The sequence below is a fragment of the Gordonia rubripertincta genome, assembly GCF_038024875.1.
GTDB lineage: Bacteria > Actinomycetota > Actinomycetes > Mycobacteriales > Mycobacteriaceae > Gordonia > Gordonia rubripertincta.
Genome location: NZ_CP136136.1, coordinates 5092166 through 5107621 on the forward strand (window position 1 = coordinate 5092166; position 15456 = coordinate 5107621).

Sequence of the window (15456 nt, forward strand, 5' to 3'; positions counted from 1 at the left end):
AACCGGTGCGCCGCCGAAACCTGGCCCGACGTTTGACAGCTCGAACCCGCGCTCAGCGCGAATCGGGGCTATGACTCGGGCAGAGGTCGGGCCGTGAGACGTCAGCTCTTCGTCAGATCCTGCGCGACCATCACGATGATGTCGCTGGGGCCGCGGAGGTAGGTGAGCTTGTAGATGTTCTCGTAGTTCGCGACCCCGCGGAGCGGGTGGCACCCGTGTCTCGCGGCGGTCTCCAGAGCGGCGTCGATGTCGTCGACGGAGAAGGCCACGCGGTGCATGCCGATCTCGTTCGGCAGCGTCGGCGTCGTCTCGATGGCGTCGGGGTGGATGTACTCGAACAACTCGAGTCGCCCCTGTCCGTCGGGTGTTTGCAGCATCGCGATCTTGGCGTGGTTGCCGTCGAGACCGACTGCGGTGGAAGCCCATTCACCGCTGATCTCGTCACGGCCGACGACCGTGAGACCCAGGTCGGTGAAGAAGGCGATCGCCGCCTCGATATCGCGGACGGCGATTCCGACGTTCTCGAGTTTGATGGGCATATCGCACGGTAACCCCCGCACGCCGATTCATCGCTTCAAACCGCGCGCTCACAGGGCGATTTCAGGCCACCGACCAGGAGACGCCCAGAAGCCGTTGCGATTTGTCCCGCTCTGGCGAGACATAACGCAACGAGAACTTCAGAGGACCTTCTTCACCACGCTCGACTTCAGCTGCATCTGACCGAAATCCGGGACCTTCGCGTCGATGTCGTGGTCGCCGACGCCGTCGGAGATCAGCCGGATGTTGCGCACCTTGGTGCCGATCTTGATGACGCCGCCACCACCGCCCTTGACCTTGACGGTCTTGACGATGGTGACCGTGTCACCGTCTTCCAGCAGGTTGCCGACCGCATCCTTCACGACTGCCTCCGCAGCGGCTTCCGCAGCCTCGGAGGCCGACCACTCGTGCCCGCACATCGGGCACACCAGAAGCGCACCCTGCTCGTAGGTGAATTCCTGCGAGCACTCCGGGCAGGGCGGGAGCTGATCAGACATTGAAACGGAACTCGACCACATCACCGTCTTGCATGATGTAGTCCTTGCCCTCCATGCGGACCTTGCCTGCGGCCTTGGCCGCGGCCATCGAGCCGGCCTCGTCGAGGTCGGCGAAGGACACGATCTCGGCCTTGATGAAGCCCTTCTCGAAGTCGGTGTGGATAACCCCGGCGGCCTTGGGGGCGGTATCGCCCTGGCGGATCGTCCAGGCGCGCGACTCCTTGGGACCTGCGGTGAGGTAGGTCTGCAGGCCGAGGGTGTGGAAACCGGCGCGAGCGAGCGACGTCAGGCCGGGTTCGGTCTGGCCGATCGAGTCGAGCAACTCCTGGGCGTCCTCCTCGTCGAGTTCGAGGAGTTCGCTCTCGACCTTCGCGTCGAGGAAGACGGCGTCGGCCGGTGCGATGGCGGCGCGCAGTTCGGCCTTCTTCGCATCGTCGGTGAGCACGCCTTCGTCGGAGTTGAAGACGTAGAGGAACGGCTTGGCGGTCATCAGGTGCAGTTCGCGCACCGACGACAGGTCGAACGAATCCTTCTGCGAGAACAGCGTTTTGCCGCTGTCGAGGATCTCCTGCGCTTTCTTGGCCGCCTCGAGGGTCTCGACGAGGTCCTTGTTTCTGCGCGAGTCCTTCTCGAGACGCGGGATCGCCTTCTCGAGGGTCTGCATGTCGGCGAGGATCAGCTCGGTCTCGATGACCTCGATGTCGGCGAACGGGTCGACGCGGCCGTCGACGTGCACGACGTCGCCGTCGTCGAAGACACGGACGACCTGGCAGATCGCGTCGGCCTCACGGATGTTGGCGAGGAACTGGTTGCCCATGCCCTCGCCCTCGGAGGCGCCCTTGACGATGCCGGCGATGTCGACGAACGACACCGTGGCGGGCAGGATGCGCTCGCTGCCGAAGATCTCCGCGAGACGCTTCAGTCGTGCGTCGGGCAATTCGACCACGCCCACGTTGGGCTCGATGGTGGCGAACGGGTAGTTGGCCGCCAGCACATCGTTACGGGTCAGGGCGTTGAACAGGGTCGACTTACCGACGTTGGGCAGACCGACGATTCCCAGGGTGAGACTCACGGGCGCCCAGTCTATCGGCACCGGCCGCGCGACCCGACGCTGCGTCGGGCCTTGCTGCGTCGACCCCGATCGCCGGCCCCGTCGTCAGTCGCGGTCCAGGAGACCCTTGACCGGGTTCGGCGGGTCCGTGGGCGGCTCCTTGTCGGGGACGCCCTTCTGTTTGGTGACGGGCGCACCTTCGGGTGCCAGCGTCTCCCCCGCCCGCTCGGCGATCTGCTCGTTCAGGTAGCGCAGGACCACCGCCAGCGACGCGACCGCGGGCACCGCGAGGAAGGCGCCGGTGATGCCGAACAGGGTGCCGCCCAAAGTGACCGAGAGGAGCACGATCACGGCGTGCAGATCCATCGACTTGGCCTGCAGCCACGGCTGCAGCACGTTGCCCTCGAGCTGCTGCACCGCCAGGATGACGCCGAGCAGGATCAGCGCTGTGGTCAGGCCGTTGGAAACGAGCGCGATGAGGACGGCGAGCGCGCCGGCGACGAACGCACCGACGATCGGGATGAACCCGCCGAGGAACGTGACGACGACCAGTACCCCGGCCAGCGGGACGCCGAGGATGAACAGGCCGAGACCGATGAGCGCAGCGTCGACGAAGCTGACGATCGCCTGCGTCCGGATGAAGCCGCCGAGGCTGTTCCACATCCGGGTCAGGACCTCACCGACGTGGGTGCCGGAGGGCTTGCCGACCGAGCGGTCGAGCCATGGTACGAACTTCGGTCCGTCCTTGAGGAAGAAGAAGACCAGCACGAACGACGTGAAGACGGTGACCAGCAGTGACGTCGCGGTACCCACACCACTGAACACACCCGAGGCGATGGTCGACGCACTCGACTGCAGCTTGCTGGTGATGGCATTGACGATGTTGTCGAGCTGCTCGTCCTTGATGTTCAGCGGCGGCCCCTGGACCCAGTCCTGCAGGTGCCTCACACCCTCGGTCGCGCGGTTGGCGAGGTCGGGAGCCTGCGAGACGATCGACGGCACGATCAGGCCGATGACCCCGCCGAGCACACCGAGACCGATCAGCATCATGACCAACGACGCCGCGGCGGCCGGGACGCCGCGATTGCGCATCCAGCGCACGGGCGGCCACAGGATCGTGCACACGATGATGGCGAGCAGGACCGGCAGCAGGATCACCCAGAACTTGCCGAGCAGCCAGAACATCACCCAGAGGGCAGCCGCCACCAGCACGATCTGCAGTCCCACGGTCGCGCAGGAGCGCAGGCCGGCCATCATCACCTGGGCGCGCGTCGGGTACGCCTTCTCCTCGACCCCGCCGAGGACGGCGTCTCCCCCGAGCACGGCGTCGGCCCCTACCGGGATGGAGTCCGACTTGTCGGTTCCGGCCTCGCCGTCTGCACGTTGATCATCCGAGCTGTCAGTCACCCGTGGATCCTCACACACCGCGATGACATTGCAGCGTCGACGCGACGGATGCCATCCGCCGTGTGGGCGAATGCGCCCCTGCCGGTCAGCGTCGGCGCAGCTTGCGCCCGAGGAAGCGGATCAGCGAGTTGACCGCCTCGAGTTCGGCGTCGACCTGGTTGAAGGCCGGCGGGACGTCGCCTCGGCCGCACATCTCGACGTCCGGCGCACCGACCGGCCCGCTCAGCGACTCGTCGGCCCGCCCACGCTCCCACGACTCGCGCGTGATGCCCCGTTCTGCCTCTTCCGTCAGGACGCGCTTGATCGTCTCCGGGCCGTAGAGGCCCATCATCATCTCCAGGCCCCATCCGGGAAGTCCGGCGAGGGGGAGGTCGTCGTGCCGGCTTCCGCGTCGACCATCGAACCGTGTGGACATGGCGACAATCGTGCCATAGGAGTGTTATCCAGATCACAGTTTCGTTGTCAGACGTCACGTCCGATTTCCGCCAGAACTCGCTCGCGCGGAATGTCAGAGTGGACAGGTGACCACTGCATCCGTCGAACAGACCGTCCCGGGATCGGCTCCGGACTTCGACCGCTGCTACCGCGCCGTCCAAGCCCGGGATGCACGGTTCGACGGCCAGTTCTTCGTCACCGTCCGCACCACCGGGATCTACTGCCGTCCGTCTTGTCCCGCGCAGACGCCCCGACCGCACAACGTGGCGTTCGTGCTGACCGCGGCCGCGGCCCAGCAGCAGGGCTACCGCGCCTGCCGACGATGCGCCCCCGACGCCGTCCCCGGATCGCCGCTGTGGAATGTCAATGCCGACATGTCCGCCCGGGCGATGCGTCTGATCGCCGACGGGGTCGTCGAGCGTGAGGGCGTCGCCGGTCTCGCCGCGCGGCTGGAGTATTCGCCCCGGCACCTCACCAGAGTCCTCACCGACCACCTGGGCGCCGGACCGCTCGCACTCGCCCGCGCCCACCGCGCCACCAACGCCCGGGTGCTGATCCAGTGCACGGCACTGCCGATGTCCGACGTCGCGTTCGCCGCCGGCTTCGCCAGCATCCGGCAGTTCAACGACACCATCCGCGCCGTCTTCGGACTCACCCCGACCGAACTCCGCCGCCTCCGCCACCGCCGCGACCGACCGCAGTCCGACGGGGCGTCTACCCCGGGCAGTGTCACCCTGCGTCTGCCGTTCCGTGCGCCCTACCGTTGGACGTGGATGCGCTGGTTCCTGTCCGCGCACGTGGCGGCGGGGGTCGAGGCGGTCGTCGCCGACGCCGATGCGGCCCTCGGCTGGCGGTTCCGGCGCGTCATCGTTCTCCCCCACGGACCCGCCATCGCCGAGATCGAACCTCACGACGACCACGTCGGCGTGATTCTCTCCCACCTCGACATGCGTGACCTCGGAGCCGCAGTCAACCGCGTGCGCCGACTCCTCGACCTCGACGCGGACATCGCCGCCGCAGAAGAAGCCCTCGCCGGCGACCCGACGCTGCGCCCCCTGATCGAGGGCACACCCGGACTCCGTGTGCCGGGCAGTCTCGATCCCGTCGAGACGATCATCCGCACGATGCTCGGCCAGCAGGTCAGTCTCGCGGCGGCGCGGCACCAGATCGACCGGCTCGTCGACACACTGGGCCAACCGCTGTACGACGCGGGCCTCACCAGGGATGACCATGTTCCGAAGGCGTTCCCGACCGCAGCCGTGATCGCCGCCGACGGGCGAGACGTCCTTCGCGGACCGCGCCGCCGGATCGACGCCGTCATCGGGGTGGCCGAGGCCCTGGCCGAAGGTCGGGTGGAACCGCATGTGGGGGTCGATGCGTCTGATCTACGTGCGCAACTGATCGAACTGCCCGGCATCGGCCCCTGGACCGCCGACATCGTCACCATGCGGGTGACCGGCGATCCCGACGTCCTGCTCGCGAACGACCTGATCGTCGCCCGGGCGGCCGCCGACCTCGGACTCGATCTGCGCGACACCCATCACTGGGCACCGTGGCGTTCCTACGCGACGATGCACCTGTGGCGACACCGCCTCGCCGGCTCCGGCGAGGACTTATGACGTGCGGACTCCGATGACGCCTCACCCGACACCGACTCGATCCGAACCCCGACCCGACAGGAACGACATGTCTGCACCGTCCCCCGCCGTCTCCGACGACACGATCACCACCGTCATCACCGGCGGATACGCCACCGTCGACACCCCCAACGGCCCGTTCTCCGTGATCGCCGACGATTCCGGACGCGTCCTCGCGTCCGGGTGGACCGACGACCCGGCCTACCTCGCCGCCCTCATCCACCGCTCGCTGCGGCCGGAAACACTGCAACGCTCCGCGGCCCTCGGGAGCCTCACCGACGCCGTCACGGCGTATTACGCGGGGGAGGTCGACGCACCGTCGCGGGTCGAGGTGGTCCAGCTCTCCGGCGGCACCTTCCTCAACAAGGCCTGGGACGCCCTGCGCCTCGTCGAACCTGGCCGGCCGGTCACCTACACCGAATTCGCCGAGCGGGCGGGCGAACCGGCCGCCGTCCGGGCTGCGGCGACCGCGTGCGCCCGCAACGCCGCCGCGCTGTTCGTTCCGTGCCACCGGGTGAAGCGCAGCGACGGATCGCTGGGCGGCTTCCGCTACGGGCTGGAGACCAAGAAGTGGCTGCTCGACTTCGAGGCTCCCGCCGAGGACTGAACCGGCCCGAGGCCGCTCAGACGGTTTTGTCGGGACCATCCGACACCATCGGGGCATGATCGCAGCAGCCCTGTCACTCGTGTTCGGCGTCCTCCTCGGTATCGCGCTCGGTTGGTGGGCGCATGCCGCGCGGAGTGCCGGCGTGGTGGCCGCCGCCCGAGCCGAGGTCGAGATGCTGCGCGAGGGCCGCTCCGACGTGGCGTCGTCGCTGTCCTGGGCCACCGAGGACGCTGCCCGTCGCCAGTCCACCGCCATCGGCAGCCAGGTGCAGCACATCGTCGAACCGCTGCGAGCCACTCTGTCGCAGCTCTCCGACGAGCTGCGGCGGGTCGAGTCCAACCGGATCGGCGCCTACGCGGGACTGACCGAGCAGGTGCGCGGCATCCATGCGGCGTCGGTGGCGCTAAACGACCAGACGCGGCAGCTCGCAAACGCCCTGCACAGTTCCCATTCGCGCGGCCGTTGGGGCGAGGTGCAGCTCGAACGGGTCGTCGAGCTGGCCGGCATGGCCAAGCACTGCGACTTCAGCACCCAGGTGTCGCTGCCGGACAAGACCACGGAAGGCACGACGGTCCGGCCCGACCTCGTCGTCCATCTCGCGGGCGGACGCGACATCGTCGTCGATGCCAAGGTGCCTCTCGACGCGTACCTGCGGGCCGCGGAGGCCACCGACGCCAAGGCACGAGACCGCCTGATCGGTGAGCATGCCCGGGCACTCCGCGCGCACATCGCGCGGCTCTCGGCCAAGGCCTATTGGACGGCCTTCGAGAACACCCCGGAGATGGTGGTGCTGTTCCTGCCGGCCGACGCGGTTCTCGAGGCCGCGGTGCGCACCGACCCGGAGGTCCTCGAGTACGGCTTCGGCCGCAATGTGGTCATCGCCACCCCGACGACCCTCATCGCGCTGCTTCGGACCGTCGCCCTCGGCTGGCGCCATGACGCGATGGCCCGCGACGCCGCGGTCATCCACGCGCTCGGCATGGAACTCCACCAGCGTCTCGCCGGCGTACTCGGTCATCTCGGTTCGCTGGGCACATCGCTGCAGCGCACGGTCGACGCGTACAACTCGACGATCGGCTCGGTCGAGAGCCGGCTCGGCGTCACCGCCCGCCGCCTGGCCGAACTCGATGCCCTGGGCGACGCCGCCGAACCGCCGCGACCCCGGGTGATCCACGACACCTGCCGGTCCGCCGGATCTGCGGGAGCACCTGCGACGACATCGGCGATCGCGTCCACGCCACGTCCCGACGGTAGAGCGTTTTCCGCCGATGAACCGGTACCGTGACCATGTGCCTTCCCCGCAACGTCTACAGACCGCGGTACCACTGGACCAGCAGTCCGTGTTGCCCGCGGTCCGCGGTGTGCCGTGGTGGGGTGCCGTCGTCCTGGCAACCGGGATCACGGCCCTCGGAGCGGCGATCGACGCCGGCAGCAACGATTCGCTCGGCGGGATCTACAAGTTCTGCTACCTCGTCGGCTGCGTTCTCGCCGCCCTCGCCGTGCGTCGCCGCGCCCTGTTCACCGCTGCCGCCCAGCCGCCGCTGATCGCGTTCTTCGTCAGCATCGTCACCCTGTACGGACTCAACTCCGAACAGGCGTCGTCCGGCCTGAAGAGCCTGATCTTCAAGGTGCTGCTGCCGATCGCCGCCGATTTCCCCTGGATGCTGACGGTGTTCCTCGTGACCCTCGCGCTGGTGCTGGTCCGGTGGTTCCTGACACGCGGCGCCGACGACAAGAACCGCGGTGGCCGCGGAAAGCCGACCGGGACCCGCAGCGCATCGAGAAATGCAGGCAAGGACCGGGCCGACCGCACGAAGACTGTCGAGCCGACCGAGCGTCCGACCAAGCACCGTCGGTCCAAGTCCAGCTCCGCCCCGACAGATCATGCACATACCGGCGCCGCACCGACCACCAAGTCGCCGTCGAACCGGTCGCGGCCACAGCGGTCCCGCCCCGGCTATGCATCGGAACGACCGGCCACCTCCGAGCGGCCGGCCACCTCGGCGCGTACGGCGACGGTCGAACGGACCGCCCAGCGGACCCCGGCCTCCGCTCGTCCGACGGTCGCGGATCTCGCCGCACCCGATCTCACCCCCTCGGATGCCCCGCTCTCGGGTCCGGCGGACACAGCTCGTCCCGAGACCACCCGGTCGGGATTCCAGGCGTATGAGTCGGTCGCCGACGCCGGTCCGGCCGACGTCGCCGACACCCGCTCCTGACCGCTCGCAGGATCGCCACCTCCGCTCACACGCGCGGTCTGTAGCGTGCGCCGCTGTGCTCAGCCGGCCATTCTGCTGCGGCTGACGTCGACCGTCAGACGTTCAGTTCGATCCACTGCCCCAACTTGCGGGCCGCGGCGTCGACCAGATCGGGCCACTCCATCGCACCTTCGTCGGCGTTGTCGGTCACGGCCTTGACGAGCCGGCACGGGATGCCGAACTGAGCGCTCACGTGGGCGACCGCGCATCCCTCCATGTCGACGAGGTCGGCGTGGCGGGCGAGCTCGGCGCGCCGTACCGGGTCGGCGACGAACGTGTCCCCCGAGGCGAGCACCGTGCCGTCGCCGTCCGGAAGGTCCCAGCGGTCGGTCATGTCGTAACCCATGGCCCTGAGTTCGGCACTGCTGATGTCGTGTTCGAGTACCGCCGAAGGGATGAACAGATCGCCCCCGGGGCCCACGACGCCGTCCCGCAGCGCACCCGCGGTGCCGATGTTGATGATCTGCCGGACCGGTGCACCGATGGCCAGTTCTCGGCTCAGCGCCATCGTCGCCCGGACCTTGCCGATCCCGGTGACGAGCAACCGCGACCCTGAGGGCAGATGCCGCGCCTCGGCTCGGGTCGCCGACACGATCAGGACACTTCCGGACACACCGCTCCGCACACCGTCATCAGACACCAGGTGATTATCGCGTGTACCGATCACGCGTGAGCGTCGAGGACGCTGCGAGCCGCCCGGCCGAGCGCGGTGCCGTACCCGGGGCCGTGTCCGGCTGCATGCACCGCGAGCGGGTGCAGCTGGTGAACCTCGACCCTGCCCTTCCAGCCGGGGACCAACGGATGCGTCTCCTGATACCCGACGATGATCTCGTCGAGCAGCGGGCAGCCGAAGAGCGCAAGCATCGCGAGGTCGGTCTCGCGGTGACCTCCGTGTGCGGCGGGGTCGATCAGCACGACGCCCGACGGGGTCCACATCACGTTCCCGTTCCAGAGGTCGCCGTGGATGCGGGCGGCGGGTTCGTCGTCGTCGACGGCACCGCTCGCGATCAGCTCGCAGGCGGCGTGGACGGAGTCCTCGTCCGCAGCAGTCAAGCTGCCTGCCTCCCGCGCCGGACGCAGATAGGGCTCGACGCGCTCACGGGCGTAGAACTCGCCCCACGAGTCGTACTCGACGGAGCTCAGCGGGCGTCGTCCGATGAACAACTGGCCGTCGAAGCCGGCCGGTGGCGACCCGAACCGCGGGGCACCGGCGTCGTGCATCCTCGCCAGTGCTGCGCCGAACGCGCGGGCCGCCTCGCGGTCGGGACGGGCCGTGTCGAGCTTCTCGAGTTCGATGGCGTCCGCGCTCACGGCGAGCACCTCCGCGACTGGCGCACCGGCGTCGGCGAGCCAGCGCAGACCGGCCGCCTCGGCGGCGAAGAAGTCGGGATGGCCCCCCGGCGGACCGCTACCCCGCAGGGTTTTGCGGAAAACGCCGCTCACTGCGTCGAATGGTGATCGCGCGCCCGCTCCTCGAGCTTGGTACCGCTGATCCGCGCGAGCTTGTCGAACCGGTCGTTGGCCACCCTCATCACGATCTCGTAGGGCAGCGCGAACTTCCGCGCCCACCAGTAGCCGAACCGGATGTCGAAGGACGTGTAGACCATGAACCGGTTCTTGCGGATCCCCTTGAGGATCGCCGCAGCCGCGGTCTCCGGCGCCACGGCGACCTTGTGGAAGTTGTTGATGGCGGCCTTGACTCGCGGGTCGTCGCGGTCGACGCCGACGATCTCGACGGTGTCGACCAAAGGCGTGTCCACCCCGCCCGGGCACACCAGCGACACCCCGATGTGGTGGCGCCGAAGATCGAATCGGAGCACTTCCGAGACGCCGCGGAGCCCGAACTTGCTCGCACTGTAGGCGGCGTGCCATGGCAGGGCGAGAAGTCCGGCGGCCGACGAGACGTTGACGATGTGACCGCCGGCGCCACGTCGAACCATCTGCGGCACAAAACATTCGATGATGTGGATCGGGCCCATCAGGTTGACGTCGACCAGCGACCGCCAGTGCCGGTGCTCGAGGTTCTCGACCGTGCCCCACGCCGAGATCCCGGCGATGTTCATCACAACGTCCATCACACCGACCTCGGCGTCGACCTGGCGCGCGAAGTTGGCCACCCAGTCGTAGTCGGAGACGTCTCCGGCGACATGGTAGAGCACGGTGCCGTCGGCGCGGAGGATTCCGGCGACTGCCTCGTCGAGCTGGTCGGCGTGCAGATCGGTCAGCACGAGCTCGGCACCCTGCGCCGCCGCCGCTTGGGCGGTCGCGCGCCCGATCCCACTCGCCGCGCCGGTGATCAGGACCTTGCGTCCACGCAACGACGGCACCGGAGTGTCCATCACCAGGAGATCTCGAATGCCCATGGGGCCGAGGTTAGTCGCCGGAGGCGGGCAGGCTCAGCCGATCGGCAGCTTCCCGTCGAACAGGCCATACAGGATCGTCAGCATCGCCTTGAGGACCTGCGCCGACACGTCCTGCCCCTGAGTCGCCAGCAGCTGCACGACGGCTTCGGGCTCCTCGGTGGCGAGCAGCTGCTGGACGAACGGGATCACCACGGACAGCCCACTGGCGTCGTCGGCCAGCGGCACCGACGGTGCGGGCGCAGAGTCGGTGGCCGCGCTGCCGTTGACGTACTTGAGGATGCCGTCGGTGATGGCCATCGCGTACTTCAGCTGGCCGTCGCGTCCGGCCAGGGCGGCCGCCTCGGCGGGGTTGGACAGGTTGCCCATCTCGATGAAGACGGCGGGCACCTTGGTCAGGTTGACCGCGGCGATGTCGGGGCGGGTCTGGATGCCATTGCTCACGCCGGCGTAGTTGGCCGACGGGAAGCCCGCGGCGAGGAAGGAATCGCGCATGACGTTCGACGCCTTGCGCCCCTCACCCGACTGCACGCGGTTGACGGTGGGATCCGGGATCGGCAGTGACGGCACGATCATGTGGAAGCCCTTCTTGGCGCTGTCCGCTCCGCGGCTCGTCGAATCGGCGTGCAGGCTCACCGCCACCGCTGCCCCGGAGCGGCTCGCCGCGGCGGCGCGCTCGTCCACGCAACCGCCCCAGCCCCGATCGTCGGGCCGGCTGAGCACGACGCGAGCCCCCTGGCTTTCCAGTCCGGCCTTCACCAGCTGACTGATCTGCCAGTTGACGGTGTGCTCGCGCGCATCGTTCACACCGGTCGCGCCGGTCGTCTGGCAGTCCTTTTTGCCCCCGCGCCCATCGGGCACCTGCGCGTTGAGGCTGCGGCCGGCAGCGCTCGCCTGATGGCCCGGGTCCAGGAAGATCGTTTTCCCCGCGAGCGCGGCCCCGCGGGCGGGCGCGGCCTGCGCCGGTGCCACCACCAGGTTGGTCGCCATCACGGTCGACGCCACCGCCGTCACGGCGAAAGCGGTCGTCATCATGCGCTTCTTCATCATCTTCTGGAACATCGGTATTTCGAGGCGACGACCACGCTTTTCCGCACCGATCATCCGCCTCACTCCTCCCGTTAGACACCATTGGTCACACTGGCAACAGACTTAACAGTGAAACAGGATTCGCGGAGTTTGCGAAATGGAAGACCTGGACCTTGTGGATTTCGTTAGCCAGCTGTGACATCCCAACCGGCGTGTCGCGCGATCCATGACACGTGTCGCCGAGTCGGCGGTCAGGCGGGTAGGTGCCGCAGGACGCTGAGGATGCCGTGCTCGTCCTCCGCGTCCTCCGGTCGCGCGACCGCGGCCTGCAGCTCGGCGTGCACCGCGTCGGGGTCGAGGCCCCGACCGATGGCGACGAGTTCGGTCGACGGCGTCTCCGACTCCCACGACTCGCGCTCCACCCGGACGAAACCGCCCACCCCGTGGACGACGAACTTCTGCCGGTGTCGCGGCACGTCGAAGTGCACGATGCCCTTGATCCGGAAGCATCCGCCCGGTGGCCGCTCCAGGAATCGCGCGAGCCGGCGCGGGTCGAGGGGTTCGTCGCTGCGGAAGGTGACCGCCTCGTACGCGGCGTGCAGGTGCTGGTGATCGGAGTGGTCGTGGTCCTCGAGGAGAAGTTCGTCGAGAGTCAGTTGGCCGCTTCGGGGTTCGTCGTCGGCAGCCACCCCATCGATGTCGAACAGCAGCGCGGGGTCGACACGGGCCTCTTGCGTCACCAGCGCAGCCGCGGTCGGATTCAGCTGGGCAACAACAGCTTCGACGAACCTAAGGTCGGCGTCGGAGATCAGGTCGGCCTTGTTGACCAGGATGAGATCGGCAATCGCCATGTGCGCGTCGACCTCTGGATGTTCCTCACGCAGCGTGTGGACGTGCGCGGCGTCGACGACGTAGACCAGACCTCCGTAGCGAACGCGGGGATCCGCCACCGCGGTGACCATCCGGATGAGCGACTTGGGTTCGGCGATACCACTTGCCTCGATGACGATCGCGTCGATCTTCGCGCTCGGCCGGACGAGAGAGGTCAGCGCGTCGGTGAGACCGTCGGCGTCGACCGTGCAGCACATGCACCCGTTGCTGAGGCTCACCGCGCCGTCGGCCTGCGCGGACACCAGCAGGGCGTCGATGTTGACCGAGCCGAAGTCGTTGACCAGCACACCCAGCCTCGTACCGGTGGCACCCGCGGAGCGCAGCAGGTGATTGAGCAGCGTGGTCTTGCCCGACCCGAGGAAACCGGCGACGACGATCACCGGAACCGGCGGCCGGGCCGATCGGGACGCGTTCAGGCCAGGCATGCCGGGCAGATCACCGCGAGGTCCCGGCCCTCGCGATCGGGATGGTTCGCCACGTTGTTCGTCGACGCACCGCATTCGACGCACTGTCCCAGCACCTCGGTGTGATCGGAGAACTCGGTGCTCATGCGGTTGTCGAAGACGTAGAGCGATCCTCGCCAGAGTCCGTCGTCGCGATAGCGCTCGCCGTAGCGGACGATGCCGCCGTCGAGCTGGTAGACCTCGTTGAACCCGCGATTGCGCATCACCGTGCTGAGGACCTCGCACCGGACGCCGCCGGTGCAGTAGGTGACCACCGGACGGTCTTTGAGGTGGTCGTAGGCACCGCTCTCGATCAGCGGGATGAAGTCGCGGGTGGTCTGCGCCTTGGTGACCACCGCCCGCTCGAACCGCCCGACCTGCGCCTCGATCTCATTGCGGCCGTCGAAGAAGACGACCTCGTCGCCGCGTTCGTCGACGAGCTGGTGCACCTCCTCGGGCGACAACCGGGTACCGCCGCCGACCACGCCGTTCTCATCGACGACGAGCTCGTCGGGAACTCCGAACGTCACGATCTCCGGACGCACCTTGACACTCAGGCGCGGGAAATCGTCGCCGGTCCCGTCCGACCATTTGATGTCCGCGTCGGCGAACCCCGGGTACGAACGGGTCGCCCTGACGTAGCGTTTGACCGCGGAGATGTCGCCACCGACGGTGCTGTTGATTCCGTGTCGTGACACGATGATCCTGCCTCGCAACCCGAGCGACTCGCACACCGACAGCTGCCACAACCGAATGGCTTCCGGATCGGGCAGCGGGACGAAGACGTAGAACAGGACGATCTTGGGGGTCGACACAATGCAAGGGTACGGAAATCGATCGCGGCGGCCCGTACCTGTCCCCCGCCGGCGGCCGGCTCATTTCGGCCGCGTGATCTGCGCTTCGTTCGCGATCGTGATCACCGCGACAATCGTGACCGTTGCGGGATGTTCGTTACCCACCGACACCACACCTTCACGAATCGTCATTCCGCCCACCAACGAACTGTCGACCCTCACCGAGCTCGAGTCGGCATCGACAACCACCACCACGGGTGAGGACACGGCACAGAATCTTCCCGATTGGACAATTGGGCGAGTCGTCGCACTCGCTCCCCGGGTCGACAATTCGCGATTTCATCAGGGATCGGTCACGCCCGATTCACCGATACAGGACTCGTCGGGCTTCCATTTCTCCACACCCGATCGATCAGTCAATTGCTCGACTGGCACCAACGGGAGGTCGTCGCTGGCATGCCGTATCAACGAGGGCGACGACTCCGGCCCCACGACGCGACACTCCCGTCCGTCCACGGAACCGGCCTCCTGCGACTGGTCACCCGATTACGCAATCCTCAGTTCAGACGGTCCGCAGCGTGGCGCGTGCACCAATCGCTACCCGGTTCTCTATCGCTCTTCAATAGTCGACTTCGGGCGCACGATTTCTATTTCTCGATTCTCCTGCCTCGTCGAGACTGTCGGCTTGTTTTGTCTCGAATCGCGGTCGAAAGCGGGATTCTCGGTGACCGACAACGGATACCGGACCATCTTTGCCGCTGATCGCGCACCCGAGTCTCTGGTGGCGCTCTCCCCAGAAGAATCAGACGAATCAGCCCGGAGTGCGACGACCGTCGCGTCTCGGACTCGGACATCTCGGACCCCCTCCCGAACCGAGACGGCCCGACCGCGGTCATCCAACAGCAGTACAGTGCCCACTACGTAAGAATTCTCGCGCCCCGACTTCCCACAGCCATTTCTATACTTTAGGGTCTAGGCGGGGGTTCTCAGCGACCACTCATAGTTTGGGTCTAAGCTGTGCACCGAAAGAATAGATCAAAACGGGGTGGACAAGGTTTAATAGACCTCCCACGGCCGAGTTGGTCGCATGACACAAATCGAGGGGAAAGCGTTTCATGGCGAAGAAGGAAATCGTTCAGGTCATCGACGATCTCGACGGCAAGGTCTTGGATCAGTACGAAACTGTTCGATGGTCACTCGACGGCAAGAATTACGAGTTCGACACTTCGTCGAAGCACGCTCAACAATTCCGTGATTCGCTCTCGAAGTACCTCGACATCTCGCGCCAGACCGGTCGGGTGGCCAAGCGTGCAACCACCGCCACCGCAACCACCGGCGGCGGGCGCAACAAGGAGACCACCAAGGCCATCCGCGAATGGGCGATTCGCGAGGGTTACGAACTCAGCGACCGCGGTCGTATCCCGCAGAGCATCATCGAGGCCTTCGAGGCCGCACACTGACCGGTCACGCGTGAGGATCTCCTCGCCCGTACCGAACCACCGCCCGGCTG

General features: G+C 67.4%; 16 protein-coding genes. 5 read left to right on the forward strand and 11 right to left on the reverse strand.

Translation table 11 applies throughout. The features are described from left to right. Positions 1-101: 101 nt before the first annotated feature. From RVF83_RS23250 to RVF83_RS23270, 5 genes are all read right to left on the reverse strand, one after another. Positions 102-539: a VOC family protein gene (locus RVF83_RS23250; RefSeq protein ID WP_005198536.1), complete on the reverse strand. Its 438-nt coding sequence runs from the start codon at positions 537-539 to the stop codon at positions 102-104. Positions 540-677: 138 nt separating this feature from the next. Beyond that, the gene (locus tag RVF83_RS23255; RefSeq protein WP_005198535.1) at positions 678-1034 is read right to left on the reverse strand and encodes a zinc ribbon domain-containing protein YjdM; all 357 of its coding nucleotides are present in this window, start codon (positions 1032-1034) and stop codon (positions 678-680) included. Beyond that, a complete protein-coding gene (gene ychF / locus RVF83_RS23260; protein WP_005198534.1) occupies positions 1027-2106 on the reverse strand; it encodes a redox-regulated ATPase YchF in 1080 nt (359 codons plus the stop codon). The genes RVF83_RS23255 and ychF overlap by 8 nt, the downstream gene beginning before the upstream one ends. A gap of 84 nt (positions 2107-2190) precedes the next feature. Then, positions 2191-3492, reverse strand: a complete 1302-nt coding sequence (locus RVF83_RS23265) for an AI-2E family transporter (protein WP_005198533.1) — start codon at positions 3490-3492, stop codon at positions 2191-2193. A gap of 85 nt (positions 3493-3577) precedes the next feature. After that, positions 3578-3907 carry a hypothetical protein gene (locus RVF83_RS23270; RefSeq protein WP_239582126.1) on the reverse strand — a complete coding sequence of 110 codons (330 nt, stop codon included), beginning with the start codon at positions 3905-3907 and terminating at the stop codon, positions 3578-3580. A 106-nt stretch (positions 3908-4013) separates the two neighbouring features. Here RVF83_RS23270 and RVF83_RS23275 point away from each other — a divergent pair, with 106 nt between their 5' ends. The 4 genes from RVF83_RS23275 (at position 4014) to RVF83_RS23290 (ending at position 8390) form a co-directional block, all read left to right on the forward strand. Further along, positions 4014-5546: an AlkA N-terminal domain-containing protein gene (locus tag RVF83_RS23275; protein ID WP_005198531.1), complete on the forward strand. Its 1533-nt coding sequence runs from the start codon at positions 4014-4016 to the stop codon at positions 5544-5546. A 67-nt stretch (positions 5547-5613) separates the two neighbouring features. Then, positions 5614-6171 carry a methylated-DNA--[protein]-cysteine S-methyltransferase gene (locus RVF83_RS23280; protein WP_005198530.1) on the forward strand — a complete coding sequence of 186 codons (558 nt, stop codon included), beginning with the start codon at positions 5614-5616 and terminating at the stop codon, positions 6169-6171. A gap of 55 nt (positions 6172-6226) precedes the next feature. After that, a complete protein-coding gene (locus RVF83_RS23285) occupies positions 6227-7456 on the forward strand; it encodes a DNA recombination protein RmuC (protein WP_005198529.1) in 1230 nt (409 codons plus the stop codon). A gap of 4 nt (positions 7457-7460) precedes the next feature. Then, on the forward strand, positions 7461-8390 hold the full coding sequence (locus tag RVF83_RS23290) for a DUF6542 domain-containing protein (RefSeq protein WP_039880456.1): 930 nt from the start codon (positions 7461-7463) through the stop codon (positions 8388-8390). A 94-nt stretch (positions 8391-8484) separates the two neighbouring features. Here RVF83_RS23290 and RVF83_RS23295 read toward each other — a convergent pair whose 3' ends face one another. The 6 genes from RVF83_RS23295 to RVF83_RS23320 all read right to left on the reverse strand — a co-directional run bounded on the left by RVF83_RS23295 (position 8485) and on the right by RVF83_RS23320 (position 13967). Beyond that, positions 8485-9042: a nucleosidase gene (locus tag RVF83_RS23295; protein ID WP_005198526.1), complete on the reverse strand. Its 558-nt coding sequence runs from the start codon at positions 9040-9042 to the stop codon at positions 8485-8487. Positions 9043-9092: 50 nt separating this feature from the next. Next, on the reverse strand, positions 9093-9872 hold the full coding sequence (locus RVF83_RS23300; RefSeq protein ID WP_005198523.1) for a fructosamine kinase family protein: 780 nt from the start codon (positions 9870-9872) through the stop codon (positions 9093-9095). Beyond that, entirely contained in the window at positions 9869-10792 is a 924-nt protein-coding gene (locus RVF83_RS23305) for an SDR family oxidoreductase (protein WP_039880416.1), read from the reverse strand. The genes RVF83_RS23300 and RVF83_RS23305 overlap by 4 nt, the downstream gene beginning before the upstream one ends. 33 nt (positions 10793-10825) lie before the next feature. Further along, a complete protein-coding gene (locus RVF83_RS23310; RefSeq protein WP_373278662.1) occupies positions 10826-11836 on the reverse strand; it encodes an N-acetylmuramoyl-L-alanine amidase in 1011 nt (336 codons plus the stop codon). Positions 11837-12069: 233 nt separating this feature from the next. After that, the gene (locus tag RVF83_RS23315; protein ID WP_005198520.1) at positions 12070-13134 is read right to left on the reverse strand and encodes a CobW family GTP-binding protein; all 1065 of its coding nucleotides are present in this window, start codon (positions 13132-13134) and stop codon (positions 12070-12072) included. Next, entirely contained in the window at positions 13122-13967 is an 846-nt protein-coding gene (locus tag RVF83_RS23320; protein WP_005198519.1) for a rhodanese-related sulfurtransferase, read from the reverse strand. Before RVF83_RS23320 ends, RVF83_RS23315 begins: the two co-directional genes overlap by 13 nt. 1094 nt (positions 13968-15061) lie before the next feature. On the opposite strand from RVF83_RS23320, the gene RVF83_RS23325 reads away from it, so the two are divergent. After that, a complete protein-coding gene (locus RVF83_RS23325; RefSeq protein WP_005198517.1) occupies positions 15062-15406 on the forward strand; it encodes a histone-like nucleoid-structuring protein Lsr2 in 345 nt (114 codons plus the stop codon). Positions 15407-15456 lie beyond the last annotated feature (50 nt).